The sequence below is a fragment of the Proteiniborus sp. genome (assembly GCF_040308045.1).
Lineage (GTDB): Bacteria > Bacillota > Clostridia > Tissierellales > Proteiniboraceae > Proteiniborus.
The window spans coordinates 205,064-222,819 of sequence record NZ_JAWRHZ010000061.1; the positions used below are offsets into that span (position 1 = coordinate 205,064).

The following is a 17,756-nucleotide window of genomic DNA, read 5'->3' on the forward strand; positions in this document are numbered from 1 at the left end:
GTACTTTCTGTAAGTGCTCATTTTCCGGAGCAAACACTTCTTTAGGTACCTTTACTATTCTGCATCACCGCAGTATTGTTCCAAGAGATTTAGTTCTTTTCCCTTTGTTTTAAGGTAGTTATTAAATTCTTTGAACTCTTGGACTCCAAGAGTTTTACAAAATCCTACAATACTAGAGTATTGATTATATTCTAGTTGTTTAATGTTTAGTTTTTTAGGTCCATACCTTGCATTACTTATGGTGTCTATTACAATCTTTATATACACCTTTTCAAGTAGTTCTCTTTTTTGCAACAATGATAAGGAATTAAAATATTCCTCTATATTATCAAACTGTTCTTGTTCCTGAGTTTCTTTTAATAATGCTTCCCTTCGCTTTTCCGTTTGCCTAATATTATATTGCTGTTCTGTTATTAGTTGTTGAACTTTTACAATCTCAGTTTCTGTGTCTTTTATGATTTTCTCAAGTTGTTCGTATTTAATAGTCTTGGAGTCTTCTAGGAGTTGTCGTTCAATCAAGGTATCCAACTTTGATATTAGCCTTGTTTGGTTTTTCTCGAGAGTTTTAATTTCTTCCTTAAAATTTGAGATTTCTACATCAAATAACATCTGTTCTTCTGTTCCGTATTTTTCGTTAATATATTGTTGATATTCTTTTACTAACATAAATGCTTCTTTAAGCCTTTTAAAGAAATCTTCTTTTATTAGGTTAAACGCCCGCTCTTCTTGGACTAAATAATATCCATCGCAGTAATTCTTCCCCGCATGGATTCTGCTGTATTTTGATTCATCCGAGTTTTTCTTCTGCTATGCAATCTTTCCAGTGTTTCAAGGAAAATATCTTCCGAGATTATCGCTTCATGATTTCCGACTGGCAAATCATAAAAGTTGATATCAGATATACTTTTCTTTTCCCAAACCCGCACACCTTCTTCTGCTTTTTTCTTCTGTCTAAGTTTCCCCCGAAAGAGTCTTAAACAGAATACTGGGTTTTCTAAAATTTTTTGAACTGTAGCAGTTGCAAATTGTTTCCCCTGCCTTGTTTTATAACCATGCAAGTTTAGGTGCTGGGCTACATTTTTTATGCTAAGTTTGTCTTTATTAAATAAATTAAATATCAATTCTACAACTGCATTTTCTTCTTCATCTATAATAAGCCGTTTCTTGATATCCCTTTTCTTTGCTTTGCTATCTTGATTTTCTTGAACTTTGTTTTCCTATTTTAGTGAGTAATACTCATATTTGTATCCAAAAGGAGGACATCCTCCGAAATAATTTCCCGCTTCTACAGATTTGTTCATCCCATCAATGATCCTTTCCATTAGTTGGTCAATAAACAACTCATTAAGCATACTGTAGTACTTACCATTATTTTTGCATTTTGTCCGTTTATATCCCCCGTAAATGCTCCATCACAGGTATAAAGCCTCAAGTTATTTTCTTTTAACAACTTGTGAATCTGAAGTGTATGGCTAATGCTTCTACTGATACGACTTAAGTCATAACAGCAAATACCAGCATCACAAAACAAGTCAATATCTGACTCACTGTACCCTTTACTTTTTAAAAGAAAAACACATCTCTCTTTTTGCACATCTAGCTAATATGCATCTTCTGCTACTTGTCGTGCCAAAGAAACCCTTGTATAAATCGCTATCTTACCCATTTCACATGTCTCCTCTTTCCTATGATTTTCTTATGTTTTTAGCATAACACAAGAAAAACGTGGTTAATTCAGAGTCATATATTCAGTAAATCACGGTTCACCCTTCATTATCCTAAATCCTCTATATATTTGTTCTAAAAAATAATCCCATGAGTTGATGTGAATAGGTCTTTTTGAGAAAGGATAGCTTTAAATTACTTCCTTGCAGTACTTCTTTTGGAAATCATAGGAAAGTCCCTATAATAAAAGTTGTATGGTTTATGTTATACACAGTTAGTGATTCTATTTTTTTCTGAAAATAAGTCCTTACCTACTATCTCTCACGTTTCCTCCTCTTACTGATTCAACCAAGCTATATTAGTTTTATGATACTCCTCGAATTCCTTAGCCTTCATCTCTATAGTCTCACCAGCTATAACCTTTTTCACATAATCAAGATTATCTCTAACCAAATCTTTATCTTCACAGTCTGTATGTCCCCCTATGATAATATCCGCATCTATTTTTAGATAATTTTCTAATGTACTCATATATTGATTAAGGTCTTTTGACATAAGATAGGGTATGGGTCGCTCTAAGTTATCACCAGCAAATAAAACTTTATCCTTCATATCTAGTACTGATATTCCATCATCTGTATGACCAGGAGTATGATAAATAAGAACACTATCTTCTTCGAAGAAGATTTTATTAGTGAAGGTTAGATTAGGGTATGTAATAATAACCTCTCCCTTTCGATATTTTCCATACTCCTCAAGAGCCTCTATTCCATACTGCTGCATATATTTCTTGCATTTTTCATGAGCTATAATAAAAGAAGAAGAATATAGGCTATTTCCCCACACATGATCCCAATGACTGTGAGTATTTACAACAATAATTTGCTTGTCTCCAAATAAGTCTACTCTATATTGATTAACTGATTTCATTATGTCTGGTCCTAGGTAAGTATCTATTATATAGATATAACGCTCTCCCTGAATGATATATACATTTGTGGGAATACCCAAGTCATGAAAAGTAAAAAGAATACCTCTGTTTTTAACCTTTTTTACATTCATATTGACCTCCTATATTTATCATATAAACAATATTACTTTGCTATAAATTCCATAAACATTTTTCATGTTTTTCTATGATTCAGTTCACAAAATTAAGATAATCTATTTTTTAGCATTATATATAGCTTGTATAACTAATACTAGTAATATTAGATATATCTTTTTGGTTATTTTTGATATTTTTCTAAACAAGATTTACATATACATGCTTTTCCCTTTTTATCATCGGGAATTAAATCCAATATATATTTAGGAAACTTCACTGTCTCGCACCAACACCCTCCTTGGCCATGTTGACAATTATTGTCCTTGCCGCAAAGAGGACAAATTCTTTCTGATTCTTTTAAATTCATAAATACCACCCCCATGTTTTTGTACCTATAAGCTATATATACTAAATCTATGCCCAGAATCAAGTTTCTTAGTTATGTAGCTTACCAAAGAATAACCCATCATAATATACACACCACCTATAAAGTGGATAACTCTCCCTATTATAACTACAATCACTTCCTCATTAGAGTATATCCTTTCATTCTACTTTGCCGACAGCAGAAACATAAACAACATATTCATCTTGCCCATCTACTCCAATTAACTCATCAAAAGCTTTTTGGACGTACCCTGCAATTGCACAAGTGCCACACCCAATACCTTCACTGGCTAAATATAAATTTTGACATACATGTCCAATGTCCAGCAGCATTAATCGGTGCGCTTCACAATAGTATCTCCATTCTCCACGATGTTGTGCCTAATAATATTTTTATCTACAGCTGGAAGTTCAATTATTCTTAAATTGCTATCAATTGCTTTCTCAACAGGTGGTTGAGGCAGTCTTCGTTCTTGATCAGAAACAAATTCACGTTCAGGTAGATCAAATCCGATTTTCATGAAATTACGGTTATTATTAAAAGAATCCATGCTGTACCTCCTCAATTATATTTATCTAATGGTCTAGTAGAGTTTTTTTATTCAACTTTCATTTCCTAATTTTTTCTGCTTTTTGCATCGTTTTCAAATATATCTTATGTAAAAAAACACAGCAGAACGACAGATCGAAACTATCAGCTTAAGAAAAGTTATTTTGTATAATTTTAGCAAATTGCCATATAATCTATTCCATATCATTTCACCTAGTATAAGTAAATGCATGCCATAATACAATTTTTATGAATAGTTGTCTTATAAATCTCTATTTAGATAATATAAATTCCTTAAATGATTCAACAGTTGGGAAATAGTAATCTGAATTATTCTTCATATATTTCTTTATATCTGGTATTATATGAGACCAACCGGCTCCTGCGAATTCCACATTACAACTTCTTGCCATATCTAACCCTGGTTTTAAATCATCTACTACTAGTACCTCATGTTTATCTAAGTTGAATTTTTTCATAATTTCTAGTATTGGATAAGGATTTGGTTTTCTATGATGTTCTTCTAAATCCCAACCAAATATTAAATCAGGAGTAAAATTACAATTTAACATGTAGTCTCTTGATATTTGTTCACTTTCAGAATGAGAAACTACGCATACTATACCACCTAATTTTTTATACTCTTTTATTAATTCAGAAAAACCAGAATAAAAGTCAGGCGGTTTCGAATTTGTATAGCTCTTCCATATTTTATATTGATATTCCTGCTCAACTTTGCTAAATTTCAATACATCTTTACATAACTCTGAAAACCCCGGGTTAAAGCAATACGAAACAAACTCTTCAAGACTTAAAGGCTCCATTTCAGGTCTTAATGTTTTTAACGCTTCTACAAAGGAAGGGTAATGAATATCTGGTGTACTTTTAACTACAGTATCATCATGGTCTAAAATTAAACAACTGTATTTCAATTTAATCCCCCCAATAGCCAAATCCCAAAATAGTTCTTTATTATTTACTCAACACCCTTTAACATATACTTATACGTTGATTATATACTCATTTTAACTTAATGTCTGTATAAAAGTAAATTTTTTAGTGTTTAGTCTACTATAATGATTAGAAATCCTACGGAATAAGCATAGGGACAACTCTTCATTCCATGTTTTCATCATATAATGCAACAATCATATTTATGTAGTTCAATATAACTCGTATAAAAGTGTCTTCTTAATAAATATCAAGAGTTGCCTTATTTTTAGCTAATCCTTCCATAGCTTTTAATGCTATATAGGCAATAATACAGTATGACACCCCAATTACTAGTTCTTTAAATATATACATGCTTACAGTTTCATAGGATATTATAACAGGATTAATAAGTAGTTTTGACGCCTTCAATGCATTAGTTAGGGGCAGTATGTGACTTAACTTCTCAAGGAAAAACGGAAGCTTTTCTGTAGGAAAATTAACACCACTTAGGCTCATTAGTAGCATAGAGGATAAATTTAATAATAAATTTATATCTCTTGTTACAAGCCCTATACTTCCAATAAATAGTCCCATGGAACATGCCGTAAATATAGCAGCAACCAATGACAATAAAAAATATGGCATAGTATGTAGAGGTATCCTTATATTCAAAAAAACAACGCCTGTTAGCAAGCCTATAAGTACGGTTATCATGCCATCTAATATGTGGAAGGTGGATTTTGATACAAATAGCTTGAACTTATTTGCTGGAGAAGCTATTAAAATCTTTAAAGTCCCCATGCTTCTTTCGGAAATCAAATTGACTCCCACACCAAAAAAGGCATTGTACATACAAAGTACAAAGGCATTCCCAATGACAAAGGGAGTTATATCTATGTTACCATAGGCATGTTTGGCTACCAAAGAGAAAAATAATACTTGAAATATTGGATTTACAACCTTAACTAATACGTAAATCTCTGGTTTTAAAAAACCATATAACCCTTTAAATGAGTATAGCCCATTTCTATATAGTCTTTTCAAACTGTCCATACTAGCTCACCCCCAAAGTTGCTTCTATTCTTGTACGTTTATCTACCTTTGAAAATAAAATTTTGCTAGCTATAAGATAGATAGCCGATATAAAAAACAGGACAACCATTTTCTTATAAAATGTAGAAAAATCATCAATACCTAAGGAACTTTCCCTCAATATTTTTACTGCCCAAGTAGGTGATAATACATAGCTCAAAGGCTTTATAAAGGGAGGCAGCATATCTATAGGAAATACAAAACCACATAGAATAAATATAGGGTATTCTAGGCAATTCATTAAAGCTCTAGCATTTTTTGAAAGAGTAAATATGGGTGCAATAAATAAAGCTATAGATATAAAAGAAAATATCATTAAAATAAAACTAATTAAAAATAGAAATCCATGCTCTATATATAAAGAACCCTTAAAAAATATTTTAGTAAACATTAGACTTAATATCATCCCAGTCAAGCCTAAAAAAGTATTTGCTAAAACTTTACCTAAAATTATTGTGGTAAAGTTTGAAGGACTAGAAACTAAATTCTCTAAAGTTCCCATATAACGTTCTCTTTCTATATCCCCTGCTGAGGAAAAGCAAATAGAACTCCAAAGACTGGTAAGTCCGCTTCCTAAGATAACATAGTTTGCATAATTAGTATAAGATGATTCCCGGTACACCATATAAAGAATGAAGGTATATATTAAAGGCTGTACTATTATGCAAAATCTAAAAGTAGCTCTAGAAAGAGATTGGGATAAGTGAAGCTTAAAGGTAGAAAACACCACTTTAAAATTAAGCAATTTCATTCCCTCCTATAAGCTTTATGTAAACATCTTCAAGGGAACCACTTTCATTCTTAAGATGCTTAAACTTTAATTGTTTGGGAGTATCTATATCAATTAATTCTCCATTATTGATTAGGGCAATTCTATCGCATAGTTCATCTGCCTCATGCATGTAATGAGTGGTTAAAAGGATAGTTTTTCCTTCCTCTTTAAGCTTTAATATAATATTTCTTAAATCCTTAGCACCAATAGGATCTAATCCAATAGTAGGTTCATCTAAAAATAAAATTTTGGGATCATTTATTAATCCTCTTGCTATTTGAAGTCTTTGCTTCATACCCTTAGAAAAACTCTCTACCTTCTCATGTTCTCTTCCCTCTAAATTCACTAATTTAATCAATTTAGGTATCCGTTCTTTTAAAATTCTCCCTGGCACTTTATAAATATCACCAAAATATTGAAGATTTTCATAAGCAGAAAGCCTCCAGTATAGTCCTCTCTCTCCTCCAAATATAAAGTTTATTTTGTCTCTTATCAATTTTTCTCCTCCGAAACAATCATAGCCAAAGATTTTCGCCTCTCCTGAGGATGGAGCTAAAAGAGTAGTTAGTACCTTAATAGTTGTAGTTTTTCCCGCTCCATTTGGTCCCAACAGTCCAAATATTTCTCCCTCATTTACCTTGAAAGATATTCCCCTTAAAGCTTCAATAGTTTTTTTCTTTGTCATTCCTAAAGTTCCCTCATAGGTTCTCTTTAGATTATCAACTTCTATAGCTACACTCATTTCATGACCTCCTTTGAATAAAAAGATACAGCAATTTTATATTTATCTAATTAGATGATTATATTATAAGTTCCCTCTACATTTCTGTCAATAGAATTATTCATAAAAATAAAGACTGCTAAAAGTAGATATTTCTCTAACTTTTAACAGTCTTTAAAGTGCTATATATGATTTAATGTTTATCCTTCTTAAATCTAGATGATAAGCTGTTTATAAGCTTATCAATAGAATTATAATTTATGCTATAGTATTTAGAATTTTTTACTCGTTCTTCATTAATAAATCCAGCTTCTTTTAATTTTTCAATATGATGAGAAATTGTCGGTGTTGAAAGACTTAACTTACTAGCCAAATCTTTTCCCGTCATAGAATCTTCTTCGGATAATAATTCTATGATTTCAAATCTAGTTTCATCAGATATTGCTTTCAAAATATTAATTATATCTTTCTTAGTAAAGTCCTTATGATTAAGTGAATATATTAATATCTGATCTTTTCCAAAAAATCTTATAGCCTTTATATTTATAAAGTAACTTGGTATAAAAATAAAGTCTTCATAAGGGCCCCTGTTCCTGAAAGTTTTGCCCATAATCTTTTGGGATAATTCTAAGGGCTCTATAGTCAAAAGAGAATTTTCTAGCCCTGGTAATTCGTCATAAATTTTAGCGATTGTTTTTTCATAATTACTGATAAATTCTTCTGTATATAAACTATCTAAGCAAGAAAAAAACTCCTGCAAAAACAAATCTTTATTAGAAAACAAACCTTTTAAGGCTAAATAGTTGGTACTTATATAGTCATATTCTGAATATAACTTATTTAAGTTTTCATCATCCTGTAATGCTAGTTTCAGTAAGTCTTTATCTATATATTGTCCGTAGAAAATATAAAAAAAATCTTCATCTTTTAAGCTAAATATGTAGCTTTTAAAATTCTCTATATTATTAAAGTTTTTATTAAGCAAAAGAAACTCTAACATTCCATATCCATGAACAGGCAGGGAATTTATTATTTCTCCTAAAAACCTATAATTCTTTTCTATACTATTAATATAGTCTTCTGTATAAATGTCTGAATATTTACTGGAGCCATTATGATCATAAAATATGTTTAGTAAAATAGAGATCAAGTCTACAACAATGGAATGTGTAAAATAACAGTTGTTTCTACTGTAAATCTCTTTCATTAAACTCACCCTTTTATTTTATCCTATGGTAAGATTGTATAATAAATCTATGCTAATTGCCACTATTTATAGCTCTAATCTTATTCATATTTATTCTCAAGGTTTACATAATAGTCATCATATATCATAAGTTTCCTATTGATTGGCTTGTATCTTTCTTGTACTAATGAAGCCACTCGTGCAGTAGCATCTGGAATAGCTTTTGTGAGAATAGCGTTAGTATCAAATGCTTTATCTCCCATAATATCACTTCAATACTCAGTTTTTACTTTCTTAAACAGAAAGTACTGTCAAGTTTGCCCCAACAGAATCTGTACTATAAACTATCAACATAATCCTTTGCTTCTTTTAGTCCCACACATGTAGCTTCCCATATTCAAAAATCGAAGATTCCTTATTATCAACTATTATATATCTAATGGACTTACTTATTAAATAAGATAATACAATTTTGATTTCTTTATATTGTTTTTTTATCTGTGATAACTAATATGTCTGCATTAGAACAATCTCCAAACCAGTATTCTATTATCATCACTTCCTAACTTGATTTGTACTTGATGAACATTGAACTACTTATACGTATTATACCACTTATTTCTATTTTATGATAACCCCTTAATCATTATCCTACAAATAATGGCTTTTCCTACTTATGATAGGGTTCACCCTTCATTATCTTAAACTCTCTATATATCTGTTCTAATAAAATTACTCGCATAAGTTGGTGGGGAAATGTCATTTTTGAAAAGGATAGTTTGAAGTTGCTTTTTTGTAGTACTTCTTTTGACAAGCCTAGGGAACCCCCTATGATAAAAGTTATTTCATTTGTTCCTTCTATCATTAGGGATTCTATTTTTTCTGAGAGTTCTTCTGAGGATAAGTTCTTGCCTTCTATGGCTAAGGATATGATATAAGAATTAATGGGAATTTTTGAGAGAATCTTTTCTCCCTCTTTGTCTTTTATTTGCTCCATTTCTTTATGGCTTAAATTTTCTGGAGCCTTTTCATCGTCTACTTCTATGATTTCAAGGTTACAATATCTTGATAGTCTTTTTGAGTATTCTTTTATGCCTTCTTGTATAAATTTTTCTTTTATTCTTCCAACGGAAACTATTCGGATTTTCATTGATTCCTCCAATATAAATTATAATTATAGCCAATCACTTACTTTTTCCATTAGTTTATAGTTTGTTAAGTCATAGTGCAAGGGAGTTACAGTTATGTATCCTTCTTTTAAGAAGGATCTATCCGTTTCTTCTTCTATTCCTTCATTATGTCTTCCTTTAATTGCTAAAGTTATTTCATCCTCACCGTTTTTGTTTTCAACAAAATAGTAATCGTAAACAACTCCGCCTATTTTACATACTTTAATTCCTTTTATTTCTTCTTCTCTTAGGCATGGGAAATTCACATTAAGAACTATGTTATTTTCAACTAAATCTTCTTTCACATTCTCAAATATATTTTTAGCATATTTTGCAGCTGTTTCAAAACAATTAGGCTCTTCTCCTAACTCACAAGAAAATGCCATTGAAGGTATTCTATAAAGGTTTCCTTCAATAGCTGCCGATACTGTGCCTGAGTATAATATATCTGCTCCTATATTTAAACCTTGATTTATTCCTGATAGTACCACATCTATATGTCCGTCCACTAACTTGTCTAATGCAACTCTTACACAATCTGCTGGTGAGCCAGATATGCTATAAGCTCTAGATTTAATTCCTGGGATCTCTAATTTTTTCACTAATATAGACTTTGTTAGAGTGATTGCGTGACTAGTAGCGCTTCTTTGGCCTTCTGGTGCTACTATTACTAACTCATAATCTTTTTCAAATTCCTTAGCTAATGCTTGAATCCCTACAGCATCAATTCCATCATCGTTTACTAAAAGTAATCTCATAATTGCCTCCTCATAGTGTCAAAATTTATTAATATTTTCTAAACCACCAAATACTTAGGATGTTTATCACAAAACTCGCATGTATGTGGACTTGTCCAGTCAGTAAAGCTTACTTTATCAAGTTCATAAATATCAGGTGATTGTTCATATGTTTCTACAAATTCTTCTAATGCAATTTCTAAATGATCATTACAAACTACATACATCTAATCACTCCAAATTAGTATTTATTTAAAAAATAAGATTATATATAGTATTTACAAAAATTATTGTTTTACAACATACTTAATAAAGACTTTCTAAACTTGTTTCTTGTTCCTATAGTTTTAAAAATTATATACTTTAGATGGCCTATCTCTATAAGTAAGATCTAAACTTATATCCTTAGTTACATTTATACCCTTCTCCGTAAGAATATTAGCAACCGTTTGATATGCTAATTCAGGGAAATTATTCTCTTTGCTTAAATGTCCTAAAAGTATGCATTCATTTTTCCCACATAGTACTTCTGCCAGAAGCTTTCCAGCATCATCATTTGAAAGGTGTCCATGTTCTCCCAAAATTCTTCTTTTAAGATACCAAGGATATTTTCCAACTTTGAGCATTTCTACATCATGATTTGACTCTATCAGTAGTAAATGAGAGTTTTTAATATTTTCTTTTACTTCTTCACTTACACATCCTGTGTCCGTAACTAGGCTAATTTTAATATCTTTATAATAGAAACTGTATCCCACGGGTTCAATAGCATCATGAGATATCATAAAGGGATGTATATTTAGATCATTTATTTCAAAGGTTTTGTCTGTATTAAAGGTTATTTTATTCTCTTCCTTTACTTCTCCTATTTGCGATTCCATGCTTATCCATGTCTTCTCATTAGCATAAATAGGTATATTAAATCTTCTTGATAAAATCCCTATGCCATGAATATGATCCTTGTGCTCATGTGTAACCAATATTCCATTTATTGTACTAGGGTCAACCTCTATGGAAATAAGCGATTCTTGAATCTTTTTTCCACTAAGGCCAGCATCTACTAGCAATTTTACTTTATCTGTTTCTATATATTGGCAATTTCCACTGCTACCACTAGCTAGTGAACAAAATCTTATGGTCATATATTCTCCTCCAGGTATTGCTTTTTTAAATTTAAATCAAATTATTAAACATAAAACAATTATATCATAAAAACTTTTAATGTAACAAAGCCCCTCTTCTAAAAACTAACAACTAGACTTCGTTCATAATTTCCCATATGTCATAAAAAGCCGAGATTACCCGGCTATCTATCAGTCCTATATATTTTAGCTCCAAGATTAGAAAGCTTCTGTTCTATATTTTCATACCCTCTATCTATGTGAAATGCATTGTCGATTTCAGTCTTTCCTTTTGCAATAAGACCTGCAACTACAAGTGCCGCACCTGCTCTTAAATCAGTCGCCCTAACCTTTGCTCCACTTAATCTCTCTATTCCCTCAACTATAGCTACCCTTCCATCTACCTTAACATTGGCACCCATTCTCTTTAACTCATCAATATATTTAAATCTAGCTTCATAAACACTCTCAGTAATTATACTCATACCTTCTGCCATAGATAATGCTGCTACCATAGGTTGTTGAAGGTCTGTGGCAAATCCAGGGTAAGGTAAAGTTTTAATATTTACTCCTTTAAGTTTCCCATCTGAGATTACTCTAACAAAATCATCATATTCAATTACCTCAGCAGAGGTCTCTCTCAACTTTGCTATTATTGATTCTAAATGCTTTGGTATTACATTGTTGACAATGACATCTCCTCCTGCAGCAGCTGCTGCTACCATGTAGGTACCAGCCTCTATTTGATCAGGTATAACACTATATGTGCAGCCATGTAGCTTTTCTACTCCATCTATTCTGATTACATCTGTACCTGCTCCCTTTACATTTGCTCCCATAGAATTCAAAAAGTTAGCCACATCAACAATATGAGGTTCTTTTGCAGCATTTTCAATTGTAGTTCTGCCTTCTGCACAGACTGCTGCCATCATAATATTTATTGTAGCCCCAACACTTACTACGTCTAGATATATTTTAGTGCCAATCAATCTATCTGCCTTGCACTTAATAACTCCATGATTTATTTCTACTTTTGCTCCAAGTGCCTCAAAGCCTTTAATATGTTGGTCAATGGGCCTAGTACCTATATCACATCCTCCAGGATATGCAACTTCCACTTCTTTGAAACGGCTAAGACCTGCCCCTAATAAATAGTAAGATGCTCTGATTTTTCTTGAAAGATCATATGGAGCTACAAGTTTCTCAACTTTACTTGTATCTATTACCATAATACCTTTCTCACTAAATTCAATCTCTGAACCTATAGCCGACATAATTTTGGAAATATGAAATATATCTTTTATTCTAGGAAGGTTTTCAATTACACACCTTTCACCGGCTAGAAGGCATGCTGATATTATAGGTAGTGCAGCATTCTTAAACCCACTTATGTCAACTAAACCATTAAGTTTTTTTCCGCCCTCGATAATTATTTTATCCATATCAAATGCCTACTGATCAAGTCAGTATATGCCACCTCACTTTCCTACTTAATTTTTGCACAAAAAAATATAGAAGAAATATAGTATTTCTTCTATTTATATTCGTAAAATCCTCTATTTTATTTAATTATCCTCTAAAAATATTTTTGTACCATCATCAAATATGACTCTCCAAGCAGGTGTAGTCTTCCCACCTTTTGTATTACTTGGGTCACTGGCTCCAATATGTTTTTCAGGGTCAAGGTAATAGCATATAGATATTTCCTCTATTGTCTTTCCATAGGCTTCTTCCATAGTTAATAGCTTAAGTAAAGCCCTAGGGGCAGACATAACTGTCATAGTAGCAGATTCATCTTGTTCAGCCGAATCTATCCAATACCTTTCAAACTTATTTATACCAGTGGAACTAATAGTAAATCTCATATAGCTTTTTTCAAAATAAAATTCATCTATAACCTTAGTGTATTCAATATAATAAATATTGTCTTCATAATTTATAATGCTTAATTTATAATCTTCCTCTAAAAACCCTTTGTCTTTAATAAATTCTCTAGATAAATTTTCAGCTTTTTTAGAAGTTAAATTATTGTATATTGAATCTGTATTATGATTTTCATATATTATTTCATTGCTATTTACCACAGTAACTTTTTCATTTTTATTAATATAATATATATTACCTTTTATTGTTTCTGTGGAGTAATTCTTCCCTAAGAATCTATTAGCTATATTCTGGGAGTTATAGATTTCATATTTGATTCTAAATGGTGGTAAAGATGGTATATCTTTAGGTATATCTACTGCTACCTTAATATTCTTTTCTAGCAAGAAACCTTTTACGTCTTTTATAAAATCATCCCCAGCCATAGGGACATTTGAAGTCCTGCTATTTATCAGCACATAAGCTAGAAAAATATTTGTGATGATAAAGGCAATTATTAGAATATTTTTCGCCTTTGACCAGTCCATATTAATTTCACCATCCACTAAATTAATTACCTTGGATTCCCCCCGTTTTCTACATAACCATCGTAGGCATCAAATACATAGCTAGAGCCTGCTACATCTATTATCCATACTGGTTTTAAAACTTGGTTTTCCTCTGTGGAGTTGTCATAGTATGCCAAGCATGCATCTTTAATAGCTAAATTAACATTCTTATCTAATTCATCAGCTGATACAGTATCTACATTGATATTATTGTTTTCTATGAATCTTGTTTTGATAAAACCGTAGTTCTTATCAATTATGTCATAGGCTGACAACATGTTTTTATAGCTACTTTTTGGCTTTACCTTCCCTATTTCCTCCCATATACGCCTTCTGTAAGATTTTATCTGATTATTAATTACTTCTATTTCTATGGAATTTAATGTCTCACTCTCATCAGAAATTACGGTTAATCCATCCATTTTATATTTAAAGGTAAACCTATATCCCTTATTGTTTTCAAATTCAATTTCATCTATCTTATAAAGATAGGTGTTTTCAGGCCAACCCATATGAGTATTAATAAAATCTATAGCATTTTTAAGACTCATATAGAGATTTCTTGTTTCAACATTTGCTTCAATAGCCCTAAAAAATTCAAGAAGACCATTCTCATGTATCTTCAAAGTTCTTTGGCTATCAATATATATTACTGTCCCATCATTTTCTTCAATTCTTCGTATATATGCTAAATCCCTATTAAAAAACAGTGATGCTATGCTGTTTTCTTCTAGTTCGTTACTAATATCAATTTCCTTTCTTACATATACCTGTGACAGGTTAAAATTTACTCTATAGGGGATATATGTGTTGTTTGTAATATTGGGTGCTAAAAGTTCGGAAACTGTATATGCTCTTGTATAATCACTTTTACTAATACTGTCGATTTCATTCTTAATATTTTCAAAGCTAAAGTCTACTCCGCTAATTTTAATGTAGTTATTTCCATCACAAAGCACAATAAAATTATCTCTAGAAGAATCTAAGTAAATATATATACTGTTAATCTTTTTAATAGATTCATCAATTGATGATGAAATATCAGCATCAAATATTTTGCCAAAGAAAAATGTATATATATCATTAGAGAAATAGAAACCAATCGATCTTTTTTTCCTACTCTCTTCAAATTCCTCGTTATTCATTTCTTCAATTTTAATATTCTTTGATTGGAATACTTCCTCAAGTATTTCTCTTCCCTTACTCCAAAGACCATGTGTTTCATCAGAATACATAATAGCGCGATTATTTCCACCAAAATTTATAGTATATTTCTCAGGTAATATAAAATCTGATATTGCACTTTCTTTAAAATCAGTTGATTCTTGTCCAAAAGCAAGAGAAGATAATAATTCCTCCGGAAATTCAATCCATAATTGTTGTACAAGATAAATCGTTGTAAGGACTAAAAAAGCTAGTAAAAAAGATTTAACTCTTTCTTTTTTCTTCATAATACCATCCCCAAGGAGATACAATTAATTGCTTTTGATTAGTTTTTTAATAGTTTCTATTACAGGAGATATAATAGCATTTTTAGCGTCGTCTAAAGTTTTAGCCACATCATCAATCCCTTTACAAAGAATATATCTGACGTCTCTATGAGAAATAGAACCATCATTTTTTGTAGCAACAATTTTATAAAGACCTTTTTTAAGTTTTATTTCCTTTGGATATACGCCGTTATCATTCAATTCCACGTCTTCAGACAAAATTAAGCTGTAATCCTCATCCTTTGCAGCTTCAATAAGGCTCTCAATAGTTTTAACCTCTTCTTTTATTACAACATTGGCATTTAGGTATACCTCTAGAGTTACACTTGAGCCTTTCTTTCCTTTAACAGTAATTAGAATAACGTCTCCCTCTGTTTGTATACCATTTTCACTGTTTACATATATTTGCACTTCTTTTTCTGGTTTTTGTAATTCTACCTTAAGGGCCTGTTTGGAATCTGTGTTATCTCCGCCTGCATATCCTATGACGCTTGTAACACTAACAGCCACCAATACTAGTGCCACCGTAAGGAGTTTTCTAGACATAATAATTCCTCCTCATACCACATAATACTACATTTTCATTATATACCAATTTTATTACAAACATATTACAGTGGAATTAAATTTAAATTACACAAAACACTTACTTCAAAGGCAATATTATGTCAACTGTTGTTCCTTTATTAAATTCGCTATCTATCATTATTTTACCATTATGTGCTTCAATAATTTGCTTAGCTATTGAAAGACCTAATCCAGTACCTCCCATTTCTCGAGACCTTGCTTTATCTACTCTATAAAATCTTTCAAATATTCTATTTATATCTTCCTTGGGAATCCCAATTCCATTATCCTTAACTGTTAAAATTACTTTTTCATTATCTGATTTAGCTACAATTTCAATAGTTCCGTTATTAGGAGTATACTTAATTGCATTTGTAATTATGTTTAGTATAACCTGTTCTATACCATCCTTATCAGCCATTATTTGTCCAATATTTTCCTCTATATACAAGATTATTTCTTGGTTCTTTTCATCTGCAGATATTTTAATCTTTAAATAAATACTTTCTAATAATTCATTTATATCAACAGATTTCTTATTCCATTTTGTTTGTTTGTAATCTAGATCTGAAAGTTGTAATAAATCTCTTACAATCCTAGCCATCCTATCACATTCACTGTCTACTACTGATAAAAATTTCATTGAAATGTCTATATCCTCGATAGCGCCATCCATTAATGTTTCTGTATAACTTTTTATTGTTGTGATTGGAGTTTTAAGTTCATGTGAAACATTAGCAACAAATTCTTTTCTCATATTCTCAAGCTTTTGCTGTTCTGTTATGTCCTGAAATACTATTATCATACCACCAATATTGTTATTTTCATCTATAAGTGGAGCATATTCTGCATTATATACATTTGAATCAATTTCAATTATTTCATTTCCTCTCCACTTTTCTTCCTTGGCGATTCTGCTAAGAGTAACTCTGTTATTTTTATCATCAAATATCTCATCATATTTTATTGTACTCAGTTCTTCACGTTCTACTTTAAGCATGTTTAAAGCTATAGGATTGGCATGTATTATTTTACCATCTAAAGAAACTGCAACAACCCCATCAGCCATATGAGTAATTATGGTATCTAGTTTGCTTTTCTCTTTATTTACTTCAGCTAATGTATTTTTCAGCTTCAAAGTCAAATAATTAAACATGCTTGCTAGCTGGCCAATTTCGTCATCAGATTTCACCTCAACTACCTGATCAAAATCTCCCTTGGCCATTCTTTCTGCTTTTTTTGTCACGTCATTAATAGGCTCTGTTATGCTTCTAGCGATTAAGAAGCCTATTAGAACCGTAATCACTAATGCAAGAGCAGTAGCTTTTATTAAAATTACCTTTGACTCCTCTAATGTTTCATACATATCTGTCATATCAGATGTTATATATATAATTCCTTTAACACTTCCATTTTCTTTTAAAACGGGATATGCCAAATGCTTAGCTTTACTTGAACCATTATCTATAGAACTATAGCCTTCTTTTTTTTCTCCATATTTTTTAGCGTCAATAATAAGCTCAGCTTGAATCTGGCTAAGATTAAAGGCACTTTGCCCTATTATTTTAGCATTGCTGGAATTACTTGCAATAATAGATGCTATGCTTGAATTGTCTATGACATAAATTATCTCAGTTGCATAAACGGGAAGTCGTTTTACGTCAGTTTGTATTTCTTCCTTCACCAAGTTCCAGTCGTTGCTCTTTGAGATATTATTAGACATATTTACTAAATTTCTAACTCTTGATTCCATCGTTCTAGTTGTCTGATTTAAATGATGATCCTCAAATTTTCTTATAATAAAAGCCATAACAATCACCATTGCAATAAAAACTAGGAGGAAATATACTAATATAAACTTCCACCTTATGCTTTTAAACATATTG

Annotated in this window: 22 protein-coding genes; all 22 read right to left on the minus strand. The window is 31.1% G+C overall.

From position 1 onward, the window contains the following. Nucleotides 1-54 precede the first annotated feature (54 nt). The 22 genes from ABV008_RS13950 to ABV008_RS14060 all read right to left on the minus strand — a co-directional run bounded on the left by ABV008_RS13950 (nt 55) and on the right by ABV008_RS14060 (nt 17,752). Nucleotides 55-666: a coiled-coil domain-containing protein gene (locus ABV008_RS13950; protein ID WP_352420446.1), complete on the minus strand. Its 612-nt coding sequence runs from the start codon at nt 664-666 to the stop codon at nt 55-57. Nucleotides 667-731: 65 nt separating this feature from the next. Beyond that, a complete protein-coding gene (locus ABV008_RS13955; RefSeq protein ID WP_352420478.1) occupies nt 732-1,169 on the minus strand; it encodes a recombinase family protein in 438 nt (145 codons plus the stop codon). Nucleotides 1,170-1,321: 152 nt separating this feature from the next. Next, complete coding sequence (locus tag ABV008_RS13960) at nt 1,322-1,594, minus strand: recombinase family protein (protein ID WP_352420447.1); 273 nt, start codon at nt 1,592-1,594, stop codon at nt 1,322-1,324. Nucleotides 1,595-2,001: 407 nt separating this feature from the next. Then, complete coding sequence (locus ABV008_RS13970) at nt 2,002-2,727, minus strand: MBL fold metallo-hydrolase (RefSeq protein WP_352420448.1); 726 nt, start codon at nt 2,725-2,727, stop codon at nt 2,002-2,004. A gap of 167 nt (nt 2,728-2,894) precedes the next feature. Beyond that, complete coding sequence (locus ABV008_RS13975; RefSeq protein ID WP_352420449.1) at nt 2,895-3,080, minus strand: cysteine-rich CWC family protein; 186 nt, start codon at nt 3,078-3,080, stop codon at nt 2,895-2,897. A 179-nt stretch (nt 3,081-3,259) separates the two neighbouring features. Next, entirely contained in the window at nt 3,260-3,433 is a 174-nt protein-coding gene (locus ABV008_RS13980; RefSeq protein WP_352420450.1) for a nitroreductase family protein, read from the minus strand. Beyond that, complete coding sequence (locus tag ABV008_RS13985; RefSeq protein ID WP_352420451.1) at nt 3,433-3,651, minus strand: hypothetical protein; 219 nt, start codon at nt 3,649-3,651, stop codon at nt 3,433-3,435. The genes ABV008_RS13980 and ABV008_RS13985 overlap by 1 nt, the downstream gene beginning before the upstream one ends. A gap of 271 nt (nt 3,652-3,922) precedes the next feature. Continuing rightward, nucleotides 3,923-4,582, minus strand: a complete 660-nt coding sequence (locus ABV008_RS13990; RefSeq protein WP_352420452.1) for an HAD family hydrolase — start codon at nt 4,580-4,582, stop codon at nt 3,923-3,925. Nucleotides 4,583-4,841: 259 nt separating this feature from the next. Next, on the minus strand, nt 4,842-5,636 hold the full coding sequence (locus ABV008_RS13995) for an ABC transporter permease (RefSeq protein ID WP_352420453.1): 795 nt from the start codon (nt 5,634-5,636) through the stop codon (nt 4,842-4,844). 1 nt (nt 5,637) lies between these two features. Continuing rightward, on the minus strand, nt 5,638-6,420 hold the full coding sequence (locus ABV008_RS14000; RefSeq protein WP_352420454.1) for an ABC transporter permease: 783 nt from the start codon (nt 6,418-6,420) through the stop codon (nt 5,638-5,640). Beyond that, entirely contained in the window at nt 6,413-7,189 is a 777-nt protein-coding gene (locus tag ABV008_RS14005) for an ABC transporter ATP-binding protein (protein WP_352420455.1), read from the minus strand. Before ABV008_RS14005 ends, ABV008_RS14000 begins: the two co-directional genes overlap by 8 nt. A gap of 172 nt (nt 7,190-7,361) precedes the next feature. Continuing rightward, entirely contained in the window at nt 7,362-8,375 is a 1,014-nt protein-coding gene (locus ABV008_RS14010; RefSeq protein WP_352420456.1) for an ArsR/SmtB family transcription factor, read from the minus strand. Nucleotides 8,376-8,455: 80 nt separating this feature from the next. Continuing rightward, nucleotides 8,456-8,617 (minus strand): hypothetical protein, encoded by a 162-nt coding sequence (locus ABV008_RS14015; protein WP_352420457.1) that lies wholly within the window; start codon nt 8,615-8,617, stop codon nt 8,456-8,458. Between the two features lie 407 nt (nt 8,618-9,024). Next, entirely contained in the window at nt 9,025-9,504 is a 480-nt protein-coding gene (rlmH, locus tag ABV008_RS14020) for a 23S rRNA (pseudouridine(1915)-N(3))-methyltransferase RlmH (protein ID WP_352420458.1), read from the minus strand. A 24-nt stretch (nt 9,505-9,528) separates the two neighbouring features. Continuing rightward, the gene (gene surE / locus ABV008_RS14025; protein WP_352420459.1) at nt 9,529-10,281 is read right to left on the minus strand and encodes a 5'/3'-nucleotidase SurE; all 753 of its coding nucleotides are present in this window, start codon (nt 10,279-10,281) and stop codon (nt 9,529-9,531) included. Between the two features lie 38 nt (nt 10,282-10,319). After that, entirely contained in the window at nt 10,320-10,487 is a 168-nt protein-coding gene (locus ABV008_RS14030) for a CxxH/CxxC protein (protein WP_352420460.1), read from the minus strand. A gap of 120 nt (nt 10,488-10,607) precedes the next feature. After that, a complete protein-coding gene (locus tag ABV008_RS14035) occupies nt 10,608-11,396 on the minus strand; it encodes an MBL fold metallo-hydrolase (RefSeq protein ID WP_352420479.1) in 789 nt (262 codons plus the stop codon). Nucleotides 11,397-11,566: 170 nt separating this feature from the next. Further along, the gene (gene murA, locus ABV008_RS14040) at nt 11,567-12,823 is read right to left on the minus strand and encodes a UDP-N-acetylglucosamine 1-carboxyvinyltransferase (protein ID WP_352420461.1); all 1,257 of its coding nucleotides are present in this window, start codon (nt 12,821-12,823) and stop codon (nt 11,567-11,569) included. A 123-nt stretch (nt 12,824-12,946) separates the two neighbouring features. Then, nucleotides 12,947-13,810, minus strand: a complete 864-nt coding sequence (locus ABV008_RS14045; RefSeq protein ID WP_352420462.1) for a two-component system regulatory protein YycI — start codon at nt 13,808-13,810, stop codon at nt 12,947-12,949. An 8-nt stretch (nt 13,811-13,818) separates the two neighbouring features. Continuing rightward, nucleotides 13,819-15,264, minus strand: coding sequence for a hypothetical protein (locus ABV008_RS14050; protein WP_352420463.1), 1,446 nt, complete (start codon nt 15,262-15,264; stop codon nt 13,819-13,821). 24 nt (nt 15,265-15,288) lie between these two features. Beyond that, entirely contained in the window at nt 15,289-15,849 is a 561-nt protein-coding gene (locus tag ABV008_RS14055; RefSeq protein WP_352420464.1) for a hypothetical protein, read from the minus strand. A 100-nt stretch (nt 15,850-15,949) separates the two neighbouring features. Continuing rightward, on the minus strand, nt 15,950-17,752 hold the full coding sequence (locus ABV008_RS14060) for a sensor histidine kinase (RefSeq protein WP_352420465.1): 1,803 nt from the start codon (nt 17,750-17,752) through the stop codon (nt 15,950-15,952). Nucleotides 17,753-17,756 lie beyond the last annotated feature (4 nt).

Excerpts from the sequence above, each read along its gene's own strand:
- ABV008_RS13950 (WP_352420446.1), bottom strand. The coding sequence starts at position 666 with ATGTTAGTAAAAGAATATCAACAATATATTAACGAAAAATACGGAACA.
- ABV008_RS13970 (WP_352420448.1), bottom strand. The coding sequence starts at position 2,727 with ATGAATGTAAAAAAGGTTAAAAACAGAGGTATTCTTTTTACTTTTCAT.
- ABV008_RS13975 (WP_352420449.1), bottom strand. The coding sequence starts at position 3,080 with ATGAATTTAAAAGAATCAGAAAGAATTTGTCCTCTTTGCGGCAAGGAC.
- ABV008_RS13980 (WP_352420450.1), bottom strand. The coding sequence starts at position 3,433 with ATGCTGCTGGACATTGGACATGTATGTCAAAATTTATATTTAGCCAGT.
- ABV008_RS13985 (WP_352420451.1), bottom strand. The coding sequence starts at position 3,651 with ATGGATTCTTTTAATAATAACCGTAATTTCATGAAAATCGGATTTGAT.
- ABV008_RS13995 (WP_352420453.1), bottom strand. The coding sequence starts at position 5,636 with ATGGACAGTTTGAAAAGACTATATAGAAATGGGCTATACTCATTTAAA.
- ABV008_RS14005 (WP_352420455.1), bottom strand. The coding sequence starts at position 7,189 with ATGAGTGTAGCTATAGAAGTTGATAATCTAAAGAGAACCTATGAGGGA.
- ABV008_RS14010 (WP_352420456.1), bottom strand. The coding sequence starts at position 8,375 with ATGAAAGAGATTTACAGTAGAAACAACTGTTATTTTACACATTCCATT.
- ABV008_RS14015 (WP_352420457.1), bottom strand. The coding sequence starts at position 8,617 with ATGGGAGATAAAGCATTTGATACTAACGCTATTCTCACAAAAGCTATT.
- rlmH (WP_352420458.1), bottom strand. The coding sequence starts at position 9,504 with ATGAAAATCCGAATAGTTTCCGTTGGAAGAATAAAAGAAAAATTTATA.
- surE (WP_352420459.1), bottom strand. The coding sequence starts at position 10,281 with ATGAGATTACTTTTAGTAAACGATGATGGAATTGATGCTGTAGGGATT.
- ABV008_RS14030 (WP_352420460.1), bottom strand. The coding sequence starts at position 10,487 with ATGTATGTAGTTTGTAATGATCATTTAGAAATTGCATTAGAAGAATTT.
- murA (WP_352420461.1), bottom strand. The coding sequence starts at position 12,823 with ATGGATAAAATAATTATCGAGGGCGGAAAAAAACTTAATGGTTTAGTT.
- ABV008_RS14050 (WP_352420463.1), bottom strand. The coding sequence starts at position 15,264 with ATGAAGAAAAAAGAAAGAGTTAAATCTTTTTTACTAGCTTTTTTAGTC.
- ABV008_RS14055 (WP_352420464.1), bottom strand. The coding sequence starts at position 15,849 with ATGTCTAGAAAACTCCTTACGGTGGCACTAGTATTGGTGGCTGTTAGT.
- ABV008_RS14060 (WP_352420465.1), bottom strand. The coding sequence starts at position 17,752 with ATGTTTAAAAGCATAAGGTGGAAGTTTATATTAGTATATTTCCTCCTA.